This window comes from Streptomyces sp. NPDC060194 (genome assembly GCF_042728285.1).
In the GTDB taxonomy this organism is placed as follows: Bacteria; Actinomycetota; Actinomycetes; order Streptomycetales; family Streptomycetaceae; genus Streptomyces.
Genome location: NZ_JBHWZH010000150.1, coordinates 1 through 13444, shown reverse-complemented (window position 1 = coordinate 13444; position 13444 = coordinate 1). Strand labels below are relative to the sequence as shown.

Genomic DNA, 13444 nt, shown 5'->3' with positions numbered 1-13444 from the left:
TTCCGCCTGCCGGCGGGGACCCGGGCTCCGCCCGGGTGGCCTCAATCGCCGGCCGGGCTAAGACTTTTTCGCGGCTCGCGCCGGTTTTCGCGGCTCGCGCCGGTTTTCGCGGCTCGCGCCGGTTTTCGCGGCTCGCGCCGGGATTCGTGCCGCTCGGCGGCGATGTGGGCCGCCACCTCCACCCCGCTGTGGGCAATCGTGCCGCAGGGCGGCACGGGTGGGCACAGCCCCATGTGCCGAGCGCCAGCGATGTGTGCGCCCGCTGGAGGAGGCCCCCCGGCGGAGCCGGGTACCCCCCCGGCCGGAGGCCGGAGGGGTGCCATGGTGCCGGGTCAGCGGCGGCGGAGGACCGCGTAGTAGCCCGGGAGGAGGAGGGCCTCCGAGTCGGAGGTGGGGTCGACGGCGTGGAGCTGGATCGCCTGGTCGGCGAGGATCTCCCAGTCGTCGGCGGGGAACGCCGCGGCCAGCTCGGGCCGGGTGAAGCGGGCCGAGTGGCGGACGCCGGCCGCCTCCAGCGGGCCGACGAGGTCCTCCGCCCGCCCCCGCTTGCCGCCGACGAAGCCGAGGTAGCCGAAGGAGTTGCTGGAGTAGTCGGGCTCGTGGACGATCAGGACCCCGTCCGGCCCGAGCAGCCGCCCGGCCACGACGGCGAGCCGCGCCCGCTGCGCGTCGTCGAGGACGTGGAAGACGCCGCGGACGAAGATGTTGTACGGCCCCGCACCGAGCGCCGCCGCCTCCTCCGCGGAGGTCATGTCGAGCGCGAGGTGCTCGACGTTGGCGACCCCCGACGCCGCCGCCTCCCGCACCGCGTGCTCGATCGCGCTGACGGAGACGTCGACGCCGACGACCCGCGGGTAGTGCGCGGCGAGCTCCCGGCTGTAGCGCCCGTTGCCGCAACCGATGTCGACGACGGGCATGTCGTCGCGGAAGTGCGTGCGGGCCTGCCCGAGGAGCCACTGGAACTCCTCGCCGCTGTCCGCGTCCCAGATGACGTCGCCGCCGCGCCCGGTGCGCTCGATGCCGGCCCAGTACCGCTCCCAGGCGTCGCTGGTGTCCCGCTCCTCGGCGGCCTCGATCGCGTCGAGCGCCTCCGCGGCGCCGGGCGGCGGGGAGAGCCGCTCCCAGGCCGCCGGCTCGCCGAGGGACTCCAGGAGCGCGACGAACTCGGCGAACATGCCCTCGATCAGCCCGTCGGGGTACACCGCGGGCAGGTGGTCCCAGTTGAAGGTGAGCCCGGCCGGCTTCTCGAAGACCTGGAAGTCGAGCGAGACCTGCGGCGTCTGGGAGATGCCGTAGACGGGGACGCCGAGCGCGTTCTCCTCGTACTGCGGGGGGTGCCCGGCGAGGCTGGTCATGACGATCGGCATCGCGGGCGCGAGCGTGCCCCGCAGCTTCGTCAGCTCGCGCAGGACCTGCACGCCGCTGAAGTAGCGGTGCTCCAGGTCGGCCCACAGCCGCCGCTGGACGGCCTGCGCCCGCCCGGCGAAGGTCGGGTCGACCTGCTCGACGGCGAGCAGCAGCGTCGTGGTGGTGTCGGCGAGCAGCGAGTTGACCTGCGGGTGCAGCGGAAGCCGGTTGAAGAGCGGGAAGTTGATGGTGAAGCGCGCCTGCCCGGCGGCCCGCCCGAGCACCTCCGCGTAGGCCGCGGCGAGCACCCCGGACGGGGTGACCTCGTGGTCCCCGGCCCGCTCCTGGATCCGCTCCCACAGCTCGGTGGGCACGACGTGGCTGAGCCGCTCGAAGCGCACCGGCAGCTCCGGCGCGTCCTCCGGCCGCTCGGGCAGCTCGGGGGCGGGCGGCAGGGTGGCGAGCCGGTCGCGCCAGTACCACTCGGAGCGCCGGTACAGCTCGCTGTCCCGCAGCGAGTCGCCGACGGCGAGCACGTAGTCCCGGAACGTCAGCTCCAGCGCCGGGAGTTCGGCGGCCGGGTCGGCGTAGTAGGCGACCAGGTCGGGGACCAGGACCTGGAAGTAGCTCCAGGCGTCGGCGACCAGGAAGTCCAGGCACAGGTGGATCCGGGCGCGCCCGCCGCCGAGCAGGCTGACGCGCACGTCGAACAGCGGCCAGGCGTCGGCGTCGAGCACCTGGTGGGACAACTCCGAGCGCAGCCGCGCGAGTTCGTCCTCCTGCTCGGGGCCGGACAGGCCGGTCAGGTCGGTGACGGGGATGTCGAACGCGGGGACCTCCGCGTACACCTGCTGGGTGCCGTCGGGCAGCACCCGGGTGCGCAGCGCGTCGTGGCGCTCCACGAGCCGCCGCCACGCCGATTCGAAGCGCTCGACGTCGAGCCGCTCGCTGTCCCACTCGAAGTAGCCGTGGCAGCCGACGTTCCCGAGGTCGACGAGGCCGCCGCGCCCGATCCACAGCGCCTGCTGGCTCTCGGTCAGCGGGAACGGCTCGAAGCGCGCGGCCGGGTCGGGCACGACCGCCGGCAGCCCGCCGAAGCCCTCCCGGCCGCCGTCGCGGCGGTTCACGACCAGCTCGCCCAGCTCGGCGACGGTCGGCCGCGACGACAGGTCGGACATGCTCAGCTCGACGCCGTAGCGGCGGCGCAGCTCGTCGATCAGCTGGAACGCGAGCAGCGAGTGGCCGCCCAGCTCGAAGAAGTTGTCGTGGATGCCGACGACGTCGGTCCGGAACGCCTCCGCCCACAGCCGGACGAGGGTGTCCTCGGTCTCGTTGCGCGGCGGCTCGTACCCGGCGCTGACCCCGTCCTGGGGGGCGGGCGGCTCCGGCAGCGCGCGCCGGTCGACCTTCCCGTTCGCGAGCCGGGGGAGCGCGGGGAGCACGACGACGGTCGAGGGGACCATGTAGTACGGCAGGGTGCGGGCCACCGCGGCGCGGACCGCCGCGGGCTCGGGGGCGGAGCCGCCCTCCGGCCCCGACACGTACGCCACGAGCCGCCGGTCGTCGGCCGCCCGCTCCTGGACGACGACCACCGCCTCGGCGACCCCCTCCAGCCGTGCCACGTGCGTCTCGACCTCGCCGAGCTCCACCCGGAAGCCGCGGATCTTGACCTGCGCGTCGGAGCGGCCGAGCAGCTCGATCGCCCCGTCCTCGCGGCGGCGGGCCAGGTCGCCGGTGTCGTAGAGCACGCCGGCCGGGTCGACGGCGCCCAGGCCGGTGCGGAACTTCGCCGCGGTCAGCTCGGGCCGCCCGTGGTAGCCCGCGGCCACCCCGGCGCCGGCCACGTGCAGCCGGCCGACCTCGCCGTCGGCGACGGGCCGGTCCTCGCCGTCGAGCAGGTGCACCCGCATGTTCGCGATCGGCACCCCGACCGGGACCTGCCGCGTCGCGCGGATCCCCTCCGGCGTGGCCTGACTGGTGAAGTCGACGTCCGCGCCCAGGTCGAGGCAGGTCAGGACGTTGGTGGTCTCGGTCGTCCCGTACGTCATCACCACCCGGAACGGGGTGTCGGTCGGCGGCCAGCTGTGGACGCGCTCGGCGGTGGTCACCAGGATCCGCAACGCGCTCGCCGCCGGCCACTCCAGCGCCCAGACGGGCTCGGCGAGGGCCGCGACCAGCATCGTGTGGGTGATGCCCTCGGCGACCAGCCAGTCCCGTATCTGCTCCGGGGTCTGCGCCCGGCCCTCTTCCGGGATGTGCACCGCCGCGCCGAGCGGCAGGTACGGCAGCCACTCCATGATCTGCACCGCGAAGCCGGGCGTGGACGTCCACGACGCCCGGTCGCCGGGCCGCACGCCGTAGGCGCGGCCGGTCCAGTGCACCAGGTTCGTCAGCGCGCCGTGCCGCTCCAGGACGGCCTTCGGGGTGCCGGTCGAGCCGGAGGTGTAGATGAGGTGGCTGACCGTGTCGGGCCCTGTCGGGACGTCCGGCGCGGTGGCGGGCAGCCCGCGCCCGGCCGTGGCGACCTCCGCCCGGGCCACCGACTCCGGCAGCCGCGCCGCGGTCTCCGCCGGGGCCAGGACCAGGACGGGGCCCGCGTCCGCGATCATCGCGGTCAGACGGTCGTCCGGGTTGACCGGGTCGAGCGCGACGATCGCCGCACCCGTCCTGAGGATCGCCAGCGACCCGATCACGTACTCGGCGCTGCGCGGGTAGCAGAGCCCGACCCGGCTGCCGGGGGTCGTCCCCGCGGCGATCAATGCGTGGGCCAGCCGGTTCGCGGCCGTCTCCAGCTCCTGGAACGTCCACACCCGCGCACCCTGCACGAGCGCGGGCGCCGACGGGGTGCGGGCGGCCTGGGCGGCGAGCAGCTCGGCGTAGCCGGTGGTGGGGAAGTCGGTGTCGGTGCGGTTGAAGTCGACGATCGCGGTGGTCACAGCGCGGCCCTCTCTCGGGTGGCGTAGGCGGGGCTGCGCAGCAGCCGCACGGGGAGGCTTCGGATGCCCCAGGTGAAGTTGGACTCGTTGAACAGCGCGGGCCCGGTCAGTTCGAACCCGTCGAGCGTGCTGAGCATCTCGGTGAGCAGCGCGCCCAGTTCGAAGCGCGCGAGGCGGGCCCCCAGGCACAGGTGCCGGCCGTGCCCGAAGGCGACGTGCCGGTTCGGCTTCCGGTCGACCCGGAACGCGTGCGGGGTGTCGAACACGTCCTCGTCGCGGTTCGCCGAGACGTTCCAGAGCGTGACCCGCTCACCGGCGGCGATCCGGTGGCCGCCGATCTCGGTGTCGCGCACCACCGTCCGCAGCGCGTGCACCCCCGGCGTCGTCCAGCGCAGGATCTCCTCGACCGCGGGACCGATCCCGGCCGGCCCGAGGCTCCGCAGCAGCTCCCACTGCTCCGGCAGCTCCGCGAACATGTGCACCGCGCCGGCCGCCGAGTACCGGGTCGTCTCGTTCGCCCCGGACAGCACGCCGTTGCAGTTGAAGACGATCTCCTCGTCGCTCAGCGGCCGGGCCGTGCCGTCGCCCTCGTCCACGAGCGTGTCGTGCGCGATCTGGCTGACCAGGTCGTCGCCCGGCCGCGCCCGCCGCTCGTTCAGCAGCTCGATGAAGTAGAGGAAGATCTCCGAGTGGGCGTTGCTGCGCACCGACTCGTCCGGCGAGTCGAACGCGTCCGTCGTCAGCGCGCCGATCCACGCCCAGTCCCGGCGCGGGATCCCCATCATCGCGCAGACCACCCGGTTCGGGAGCTGCTTCGCCAGGTCGATGAAGTCCAGCTCGTCCCGCTCCGCCGCCTCCGCGACCAGCTCGCCCACCACCTCCGTGACCAGCGCCTCCAGGCGCGGCATCTGCTGCGGTCCGAACGCCTGGTACAGCGCGCGCTTGAGCCGGGTGTGGTGCGGTGCGTCCGACACGATCAGCATCCGCTGCGTCACCGCGGCGACCGCGGCCGGCTCGCTCCCCAGCCGCATGCCCTGCGCGCTGCTGAAGGTGTCGCTGTCCGCGTACACCTTCACGATGTCCCGGTGCTTGCTCAGCACCCAGAACCCGTCCCCGTCCGGCTCCGGATGCCGGTACACCGGCGCGTTCGCCCGCAGCCACGTGAACGTCTCCCAGAACGCGTTCCTCCCGAACGGCCCCGGGTCCAGCAGGTCGATCTCCATCACCGTTCCCCCTCATCGGACGTCGCCCGCGGCCGCGTGTCCGTCCACCGGGCGTCCACATGCGCGACGCACTCGTCGACGGACCCCCGGAACCCCTCCGGCTCCCAGCCGTCGGGGAGGTCGCGGGTGGCGGGGTAGAGCGCGTACTGGGCCTGCTCGTTGACGAGCACTTGGTGGGTGGTGGGCATGGTGTGTTCCTCCGAAGGTCGAGCTCAGCCCGGCGGGCGAGCGGTGGCCAAGAAATCTCAGCCCGGCCGGCGTCTGAGGCCACCGGGCGGAGCCCGGTACGCGCCGCAGGCGCAAAGTCGCCCGGCCAGGCCTCGCAGCGGAGCTGCATATCGACACTGCGGGAAGGGGCGGGGTGGGGAACAACCGGCGGAGCCCCGCCGACCCGCACCCGGGTGCGACGGACTACCCCGCAGGCAGGGCCGCCGCCCCCCGCAGCAACCCGGCCAGGTGCTCCTGCACGACCTCCGGCCGCCTCAGCACCGCGTGATGCCCCCCAGGGACCTGGTGCATCGCGAACCGCGCCGAGGTGACCGCCGCCCACCCCGACAGCTCCTCCGCCGAGACCGTCTCGTCCGCGTCCGCCCCCCACGCGTGGACGGGAACCCCCAGCGGCTTTCCACCCCCGTACGCGTACGACAACGACAGCACCGCGTCCTTCCGCAGCATCGCCACCATCAGCGCCCTCGTCTCCTCGTCGAGGAACGCCGGGTCCAACCCCGCGGTGTCGAACAGCTTGTCCAGCTCGGACTCGTCGTCGACGATCCCCCGCCCCGCCCCGTCCCAGTACGACGGCGCCCGGCACCCGCTCACGACGAGCGCGACCAGCGCGGACGGATCGACCCGCCGCGCCACCTCGTACCCGAGCAGCCCCCCGAAGCTGTGCCCGAAGACGACGACCCGCCGGCCGGCGAGGACCGCCGACAGCTCGGCGACGACCGCCTCGACGGCCTCGCCGAACGTGGCCGGCATCGGCTCCCGCCACCGGTTCTCCCGCCCCGGCAGCTGCACCCCGTGCACCTGCGCCACCCCGTCGAACGCGGCCTGCCAGGGCCGGAACTGCTGGCACCCGGCCCCGGCCGGCGGCAGGCAGAGCAGGACCGGCAGCGCCGGCGGGTCGACGGCCCCCGCCCCCGACGGCCAGCTCGATATCCACGCCCCCATCGCTCAGGCCCCTTCCGCGACGGCCGACTCCGCGCCCAGCCGGTCGAGTTCGGCCGCCACGTCCACGACCGTCGGCCGCGCGAGCAGCGCGCCCAGCGTGATCCGCAGCCCGGTGATCCGCCGCAGCTCCGCGACGGCCCGCGCCGCGGCGAGCGAGTGCCCGCCGAGCTCGAAGAAGTCCGCGTCGACCGAGGGCACGGCCCGCTCCAGCGCGGTCGCCCAGACCGCCATGACGGTCCGCTCGTGCGGGGTGGCCCCGGCCTCCGCCGCCTCGACCGGGCCCGCCCCGTCCCCGAGCTCCCGGGCCAGCTCCGCCCGGTCCGCCTTCCCGGTGTGCAGCACCGGGATCCGCTCCACGACCCGCACCACGGACGGCACCGCCGCCTCCGGCAGCAGCTTCGCGCAGTGCGCGGCCACGTCCGCCGCGAGCCCGTCGCCCGCGCCCGCCGCGGCGACGACCGCGAGCCCCAGCGAGCCGCCGTCGCCCAGCGCGCAGCACGCCGCCGCGACGACCTCCGGCAGCTCCGCCGCGACCCGCTCCACCTCGCCCAGCTCGATCCGGTGGCCGCGCACCTTCACCTGGTCGTCCCGCCGGCCCCGGTACTCCAGTTCGCCGCCGGGCCGCCGCAGCACGACGTCCCCGGTCCGGTACATCCGGGAGCCGCCGCCCTGGAAAGGGTCCGGCACGAACCGGGCCGCGGTGAGCCCCGGCCGGTTGCGGTAGCCGCGGGCGACGGCCGGCCCGCCGAGGTACAACTCGCCCTCGACGCCCTGCTCGACGGGCAGCAGGTCGTCGTCCAGGACGTACGCCCGGTAGTCGGGCAGCGGCCGTCCGATCGTGCTCACGTCGTCCCCCCGCTCGCTGTCGGCCCAGGTGGCCGCGATGGTGACCTCCGTCGGCCCGTACACGTTCAGGAGCCGCCGGCCGCGGGCGAAGCGCTCGGCGAGCGCGGCCGGGCACTGCTCGCCGGCCACGACGACGACCTCCGCGCCGTCCAGCGCGCCGCCGTGCGCGGCGAGCAGCGACGGCGTCAGCGACACCGTCCGCAGCCCGGCCGGCACCGGCTCCCGGCCGGCCTCCGCCGCGCGCCGCAGCCCGTCGAGCGACAGGTCCACCAGCGCGACGCCCTGCCCGTGCACGAGGTACAGCAACGTGCACCACAGCCACCCGTCGAACGCCGGCGACACCGCGTTCAGCCCCAGCCCGCCCGGCGTCAGCCCCACCGTCCCGAGCGCCCCGACGAACGTGTCGAGCCCCCGGTAGGCGACCTCCACCCCCTTCGGCCGCCCGGTCGTCCCCGACGTGTAGATCACGTACGCGACGGCGTCGGGCGCGGGAGCCGCCACGACGAGGCCGTGTCCGACGTCGTGGCCGTCGGGCTGTTCGCCCGCCGTGGCACTCGCGTCACCTCCGCCCGCGGCGTGGCCCGGCTCCCGGCCGGCCGGTCCGCCGGCGAGCCCGGCCGCGCTGTCCGGAACGGCGGACACGGCGTCCGGGTCGACCACGGCGAGACCCGCCACGTCCAGCCCCGCCGGCACCGTCCCCGCGACGAGCACGCCGACCCCGGCGTCCGCCAGGACGCCCGCGAGGCGTTCCGCCGGGTGCCCGGCGTCCAGCGGGACCGCCGTCGCGCCCAGGGACCAGACGGCGAGCAGTGCCGACACGCTGTCGCGCGACCGGCCGAGCAGCAGCCCGACGGCGGTCTCCGCGCGGACCCCGGCCGCGGTGAGCGCAGCCGCGAACCGGCCGGTCCGCGCCGTGAGTTCGGCGTACGTCCAGTCCCCGTCCTCCGCCGTGACGGCCGTCGCCGACGGCTGCTCGCGCGTCCACCGCGCGACCGCCGCGAACAGCGGCGGCACGCCCGCCGGGCGCACGGGAGCGAGCTGCGCGCTCATGCGCCCGCCCCTTCCCGCTCGCCGGAGTCGCCCGCGCGGCCCGCCGCGCCCTCGGCGGGGGCGTCCGGGACGCCCGCCGCCCGCAGCCGCGGGCCGACGACCTCGTCGGCCGAACCCTGCGGCAGCTGCAGCGACTTGGTCTCCAGGAAGGCCTCCAGGCCGGCGACGCCGCACTCGCGGCCGATGCCGGACTGCTTGAAGCCCCCGAACGGGGCGGCCGGGTTGAAGGAGCCGCCGTTGACGTCGACCAGGCCGGTCCTGAACCGCCGGGCGACCCGCTCGGCGCGGGCGTCGTCGCCCGACCAGACCGCGCCGTGCAGCCCGTAGCGGGTGCCGTTGACGATGCGGACCGCCTGCTCCTCGTCGTCGTAGGGGATGACCGAGAGGACCGGCCCGAAGATCTCCTCCTGGGCGATGGTGGTCAGCGGGTCGACGTCCGCGAAGACCGTCGGGCGCACGTAGTAGCCCGTGCTCAGCCCCTCGGGGCGGCCGGGGCCGCCGCGCACCAGGCGCGCGCCGCCCTCGCTCGCGCCGCGCCGGACGTACTCCGTCACCCGCGCGTGCGCCGCGGCCGAGACCAGCGGGCCGAGGTCGGTGGCCGGGTCGCGCGGGTCGCCGGTGACGTACCCGTCCATGATCCGCCCGGCCAGCTCGACGGCCTCGTCCTGCCGGTCGCGCGGCACGAGCAGCCGGCTCCACTGCAGGCAGGTCTGGCCGGTGTTGAACAGCACCTGGTCGACGGTCGCGCCGACCGCCGTGGCGAGGTCGGCGTCGGGCAGGACCAGGCTGGCGTTCTTCCCGCCCAGCTCCAGGTGGATCCGCTTGATCCCGTCCGCGCCGAGCGCGGAGACCTGCCGGCCGGCCCGGGTGGACCCGGTCAGGGAGACCACGTCGACCAGCGGGTGGGTCACCAGCGCCGTCCCGAGGATGTCCCCGGTCCCCACGACCGTGTTCACCACCCCCGGCGGCAGGTCCGCCTCCGCGAACACGTCCGCGAGCAACCGGGCGTGCAGCGGGGTGAGTTCGCTCGGCTTGTGGACGACCGTGCAGCCCGCCGCGAGCGCGGGCAGCAGCTTCTGCACGGTGAGCAGCAGTGGCACGTTCCACGGCGTCACGCACGCCGCGACCCCCGCGGCCTCGCGCACCACCAGCGAGTGCCCGACCCGCTCCTCGAAGACGTGGCCGGCGGCCGTCTCGACGCAGTGCGCGGCCATCCCGATCGCCAGCCCCACCTGGGTCCGCAGCGCCACGCGGGTGGGCGCGCCGACCTCCGCGGTGATCGTGGCGGCGAACTCCGGGGCCCGCCGCTCCAGGCCCGCCACGACCCGTCCGAGCAGGGCGGCCCGCTCCCGTACGGGGGTGGCCGCCCAGGCGGGGAACGCGGCGGCCGCCGCGCGGACGGCGAGGTCCGCGTCGCGCGGGGTGCCGGCGGGCACGGTCGCCAGCGGCAGCTCGGTGCTCGGGTCGGTGACGACGAGCCGCCCCTCGGCGTCGGACGGCTGCCAGCGGCCGCCGATCCACTGGTCGTCGTAGCGCGGCGGCAGCGGGGCCCCCGGCGGTTCGGCCGCCTGCGCGGCGGACTCCTGCGGCACGGTCAGCACGGTCACGGTGTCTTCCTCACTGGATGGCTCGGTACGGGTGCGGCACGTCGCCGCCTTCGGATCCGTTGCGCGTGCGGGTGGTCCGGGCCCGGTGCCCGCCGCCCGCCGGGGCGGGCCCGCGGGGCCCGGGCGCGGGGGAGGGTCGGGGCCGGGGGCGGGCACGGGGTGGTCGGGGGCCGGGCCGCGCCGGGCTCCGGGGCGGCGCCCCGGAGCGCGGGCTCACGGCCGGTGCCGGGGCGTCGGCCGGGGCGCGGCGGTGGGGACGGCGGCCGCGGCGTAGCCGTGGGCCGCCGCGGGGCCGCCGAGGCGCCCGGCCGGCACGTCCGGGCGGGCCCGGGTGTCGGGGCGGGCCCGGCGCGCGGGCCGGGGCCGGATCCCGCCGAAGGGGGCCCCGGCCGGCGCCCCGGCCGGCACCCTGGCCGGGTCGGCCGCGCGGCTCCGCACCGCCCCCGGCAGCACCGTCCGCAGCAGGCGGTCCGTCTCGGGCGACGGCGGCACGCCGAGGTCCGCCCGCAGCCGGCGCGCGCACAGGTCGTACCAGCGGCGCACGCACGCGTACTCGCCGCGCCGGCCGTGGGCCGCCATCAGCGCCCGGTAGGTCTCCTCGTGGTGGCGGTCGATGCCGAGCGTGCGGCGGCAGATCTCGATCAGGTCGCCGAAGTCCTCCCGCTCGACGGCGTCCGCCCGCAGCACGTCGAGCGCGCGCAGGGCCAGCGACCGCAGGTACTCGCGGTGCTCGACCACCCAGTCCGCGCTCTCGCCGCGCAGGAACTCGCCCCCGTACAGGGCCGCGGCCGCACCGAGCCGGTCGCGGGCGCCCGCCCGGTCGCCGGCCCCCGCCGCGCGCAGCCCGGCGTGCACCAGCTCCTGGAACCGGTCCACGTCCGACCACAGCTCCGTGATGTCCAGCGCGTAGCCGAAGTCGCGGTAGTGCAGCCGGATCCCGGAGTCGTACGGGCTGTCGGGGTGCGCGTCCAGGACCCGCCGCAGCGCGTGCGCCGCGACCTTCAGCGAGCTGTCGCCGCTGGAGCGGTCGGAGCACGGCCACAGCGCCTCGTACAGCCGGTCGCGGGTCAGCGTCTGGCCGCGGTGGATCGCCAGGTACTGGAAGAGCCCCCGCGACTTGCCGGCCCGCCAGCGCCGTACCGGGTCGCCGTTCACGGTCAGTTCGAAGTCGCCCAGGAAGCGGATGCGGACCGCCTGCCGGACGGGTGGGGCCACCACGGTGGTCATCGATTTCCTCCCGCGTCCCGCCGTACACCGTCTCTGCCTGCGGCGATGGTGCTCCCGGCCCCTACAGCCGCCCTATAACGGAACGGCCCCGTCCCTGTAGGTCCGTCATAGAGCGAGCTCGCACGCTGGGTCCCGTATCGGCCCCGGCCGGTGCCCGGGCACCGGGCGCCGCCCCGTCCGCCGCCGCCGGCCCGCGCCTCGGCCGGCCCCGGCTCCCGGCCGTGACCCCCGACTCCGAAATGAGGGCTGCTCCATGACCAGCACCGACACCCGACTGAAGAAGGTCGTCATCCTCGGCGGCGGCACGGCCGGCTGGATGACGGCCGCGTACCTCGGCAAGGCGCTCCAGGGAACGGTCGAGATCACGGTCCTCGAGGCGCCGACGATCCCGCGGATCGGGGTCGGCGAGGCGACGGTGCCCAACCTCCAGCGCGCGTTCTTCGACTACCTCGGCATCCCCGAGGACGAGTGGATGCGGGAGTGCAACGCGAGCTTCAAGATGGCCGTCCGGTTCGTGAACTGGCGCACCGACGGCCAGGGCGAGTCCATCGCCAGAACCCTCGACGACGGCCGGCCCGACCACTTCTACCACCCCTTCGGCCTGCTGCCCGACTACGACAGCACCCCGCTCTCGCACTACTGGTTCAAGCGCAGGCACGAGGGCCTCACCACCGAGCCGTTCGACTACGCCTGCTTCCGCGAGCCCCCGGTCATGGACGCGATGAAGGCGCCGCGCTGGCTCGACGGCCGCTCCGCGACCCGCTACGCCTGGCACTTCGACGCGCAGCTCGTCGCGGACTACCTGCGCCGGTTCGCCACCGCCAAGCAGGGCGTGCTGCACGTGCAGGACGAGATGACCGAGGTGGTCCAGGACGAGCGCGGCTACGTCACCTCGCTGCGCACCAAGGGCGGCCTCGACCTCGACGCGGACCTGTTCGTCGACTGCTCGGGCTTCCGCGGGCTGCTCATCAACCAGGCGATGGCCGAGCCGTTCATCGACATGAGCGACCACCTGCTGTGCGACAGCGCGGTCGCCACGGCCGTCCCGCACGACGACGAGGCCGGCGGTGTCGAGCCGTACACCTCCGCGATCGCCATGTCGTCCGGGTGGGCGTGGAAGATCCCGATGCTCGGCCGGTTCGGCACCGGCTACGTCTACAGCAGCAAGTTCGCCTCCCAGGACGAGGCGACGGCGGAGTTCGCCGCGATGTGGGACCTCGACCCGGAGAACACCCGGTTCAACCACATCCGCTTCCGGGTGGGGCGCAACGAGCGGGCCTGGGTGAAGAACGTCGTCAGCATCGGGCTCTCCTCGTGCTTCCTGGAGCCGCTGGAGTCCACCGGCATCTACTTCATCACCGCGGCGATCTACCAGCTGGCGAAGCACTTCCCGGACACCACGTTCAACCAGGGTCTGATCGACAGCTTCAACAACGAGATCGAGCTGATGTTCGACGACACCCGGGACTTCATTCAGGCGCACTTCTACTACGCGCCGCGCAACGACACCCCGTTCTGGCAGGCCAACAAGGAGCTCACGCTGCCGGAGAACATCCAGCGCAAGATCGCGGCGTACCGGGCGGGGCTGCCGATCAACTCGCCGATCACGGACGAGTCCACGTACTACGGGAACTTCGAGGCGGAGTTCCGGAACTTCTGGACCAACGGCAGCTACTACTGCATCTTCGCCGGGCTCGGTCTCGTCCCCGACGCGCCGCTGCCCGCGCTCGCCTACAAGCCCGAGTCCGTCGCCGGCGCAGAGCCCCTCTTCGAGACGGTCAAACGCCAGCAGCAGAACCTCGTGGAGACCCTCCCCACCGCCTACGACTACCTCAAGCAACTCCACGGCGTCCCCCCGACCACCTGACCCCAACGGGCTTCACAGCTGTGGGCGGCGCCGCGACCACACCGCTCACCCGGCTGTGGGCAATCGTGCCGCAGGGCGGCACGGGTGGGCACAGCCCACAGTGCCCAGCGCAGCGTCGTCCGCACTCGCCGTGGTCGGTCTCCCGCGGCGCAGCCGCGCCCGTCCCCGGCC

General features: G+C 75.0%; 8 protein-coding genes. 1 reads left to right on the top strand and 7 read right to left on the bottom strand.

Going from position 1 to position 13444, the window contains the following annotated elements:
* Positions 1-332: 332 nt before the first annotated feature.
* From ACFWEG_RS24670 to ACFWEG_RS24640, 7 genes are all read right to left on the bottom strand, one after another.
* Entirely contained in the window at positions 333-4283 is a 3951-nt protein-coding gene (locus tag ACFWEG_RS24670) for an amino acid adenylation domain-containing protein (RefSeq protein WP_387219074.1), read from the bottom strand.
* Positions 4280-5506 carry a cytochrome P450 gene (locus ACFWEG_RS24665; protein WP_387219071.1) on the bottom strand — a complete coding sequence of 409 codons (1227 nt, stop codon included), beginning with the start codon at positions 5504-5506 and terminating at the stop codon, positions 4280-4282. Before ACFWEG_RS24665 ends, ACFWEG_RS24670 begins: the two co-directional genes overlap by 4 nt.
* Positions 5506-5694 (bottom strand): MbtH family NRPS accessory protein, encoded by a 189-nt coding sequence (locus tag ACFWEG_RS24660; protein ID WP_387219069.1) that lies wholly within the window; start codon positions 5692-5694, stop codon positions 5506-5508. Before ACFWEG_RS24660 ends, ACFWEG_RS24665 begins: the two co-directional genes overlap by 1 nt.
* A gap of 223 nt (positions 5695-5917) precedes the next feature.
* Positions 5918-6676: a thioesterase II family protein gene (locus ACFWEG_RS24655; protein WP_387219067.1), complete on the bottom strand. Its 759-nt coding sequence runs from the start codon at positions 6674-6676 to the stop codon at positions 5918-5920.
* Positions 6677-6679: 3 nt separating this feature from the next.
* A complete protein-coding gene (locus ACFWEG_RS24650; RefSeq protein WP_387219064.1) occupies positions 6680-8572 on the bottom strand; it encodes a non-ribosomal peptide synthetase in 1893 nt (630 codons plus the stop codon).
* Positions 8569-10116, bottom strand: coding sequence for an aldehyde dehydrogenase family protein (locus ACFWEG_RS24645; protein ID WP_387219076.1), 1548 nt, complete (start codon positions 10114-10116; stop codon positions 8569-8571). Before ACFWEG_RS24645 ends, ACFWEG_RS24650 begins: the two co-directional genes overlap by 4 nt.
* A gap of 276 nt (positions 10117-10392) precedes the next feature.
* A complete protein-coding gene (locus tag ACFWEG_RS24640) occupies positions 10393-11406 on the bottom strand; it encodes a BTAD domain-containing putative transcriptional regulator (RefSeq protein ID WP_387219062.1) in 1014 nt (337 codons plus the stop codon).
* Positions 11407-11659: 253 nt separating this feature from the next.
* Between ACFWEG_RS24640 and ACFWEG_RS24635 the strand changes: the two genes are divergently transcribed.
* Positions 11660-13273, top strand: a complete 1614-nt coding sequence (locus ACFWEG_RS24635; RefSeq protein WP_387219059.1) for a tryptophan halogenase family protein — start codon at positions 11660-11662, stop codon at positions 13271-13273.
* Positions 13274-13444 lie beyond the last annotated feature (171 nt).

What these genes read in the sequence shown, in the direction of transcription:
- ACFWEG_RS24640 (WP_387219062.1), bottom strand. Translation starts at nt 11,406, where the DNA reads ATGACCACCGTGGTGGCCCCACCCGTCCGGCAGGCGGTCCGCATCCGC.
- ACFWEG_RS24660 (WP_387219069.1), bottom strand. Translation starts at nt 5,694, where the DNA reads ATGCCCACCACCCACCAAGTGCTCGTCAACGAGCAGGCCCAGTACGCG.
- ACFWEG_RS24650 (WP_387219064.1), bottom strand. Translation starts at nt 8,572, where the DNA reads ATGAGCGCGCAGCTCGCTCCCGTGCGCCCGGCGGGCGTGCCGCCGCTG.
- ACFWEG_RS24665 (WP_387219071.1), bottom strand. Translation starts at nt 5,506, where the DNA reads ATGGAGATCGACCTGCTGGACCCGGGGCCGTTCGGGAGGAACGCGTTC.
- ACFWEG_RS24635 (WP_387219059.1), top strand. Translation starts at nt 11,660, where the DNA reads ATGACCAGCACCGACACCCGACTGAAGAAGGTCGTCATCCTCGGCGGC.
- ACFWEG_RS24655 (WP_387219067.1), bottom strand. Translation starts at nt 6,676, where the DNA reads ATGGGGGCGTGGATATCGAGCTGGCCGTCGGGGGCGGGGGCCGTCGAC.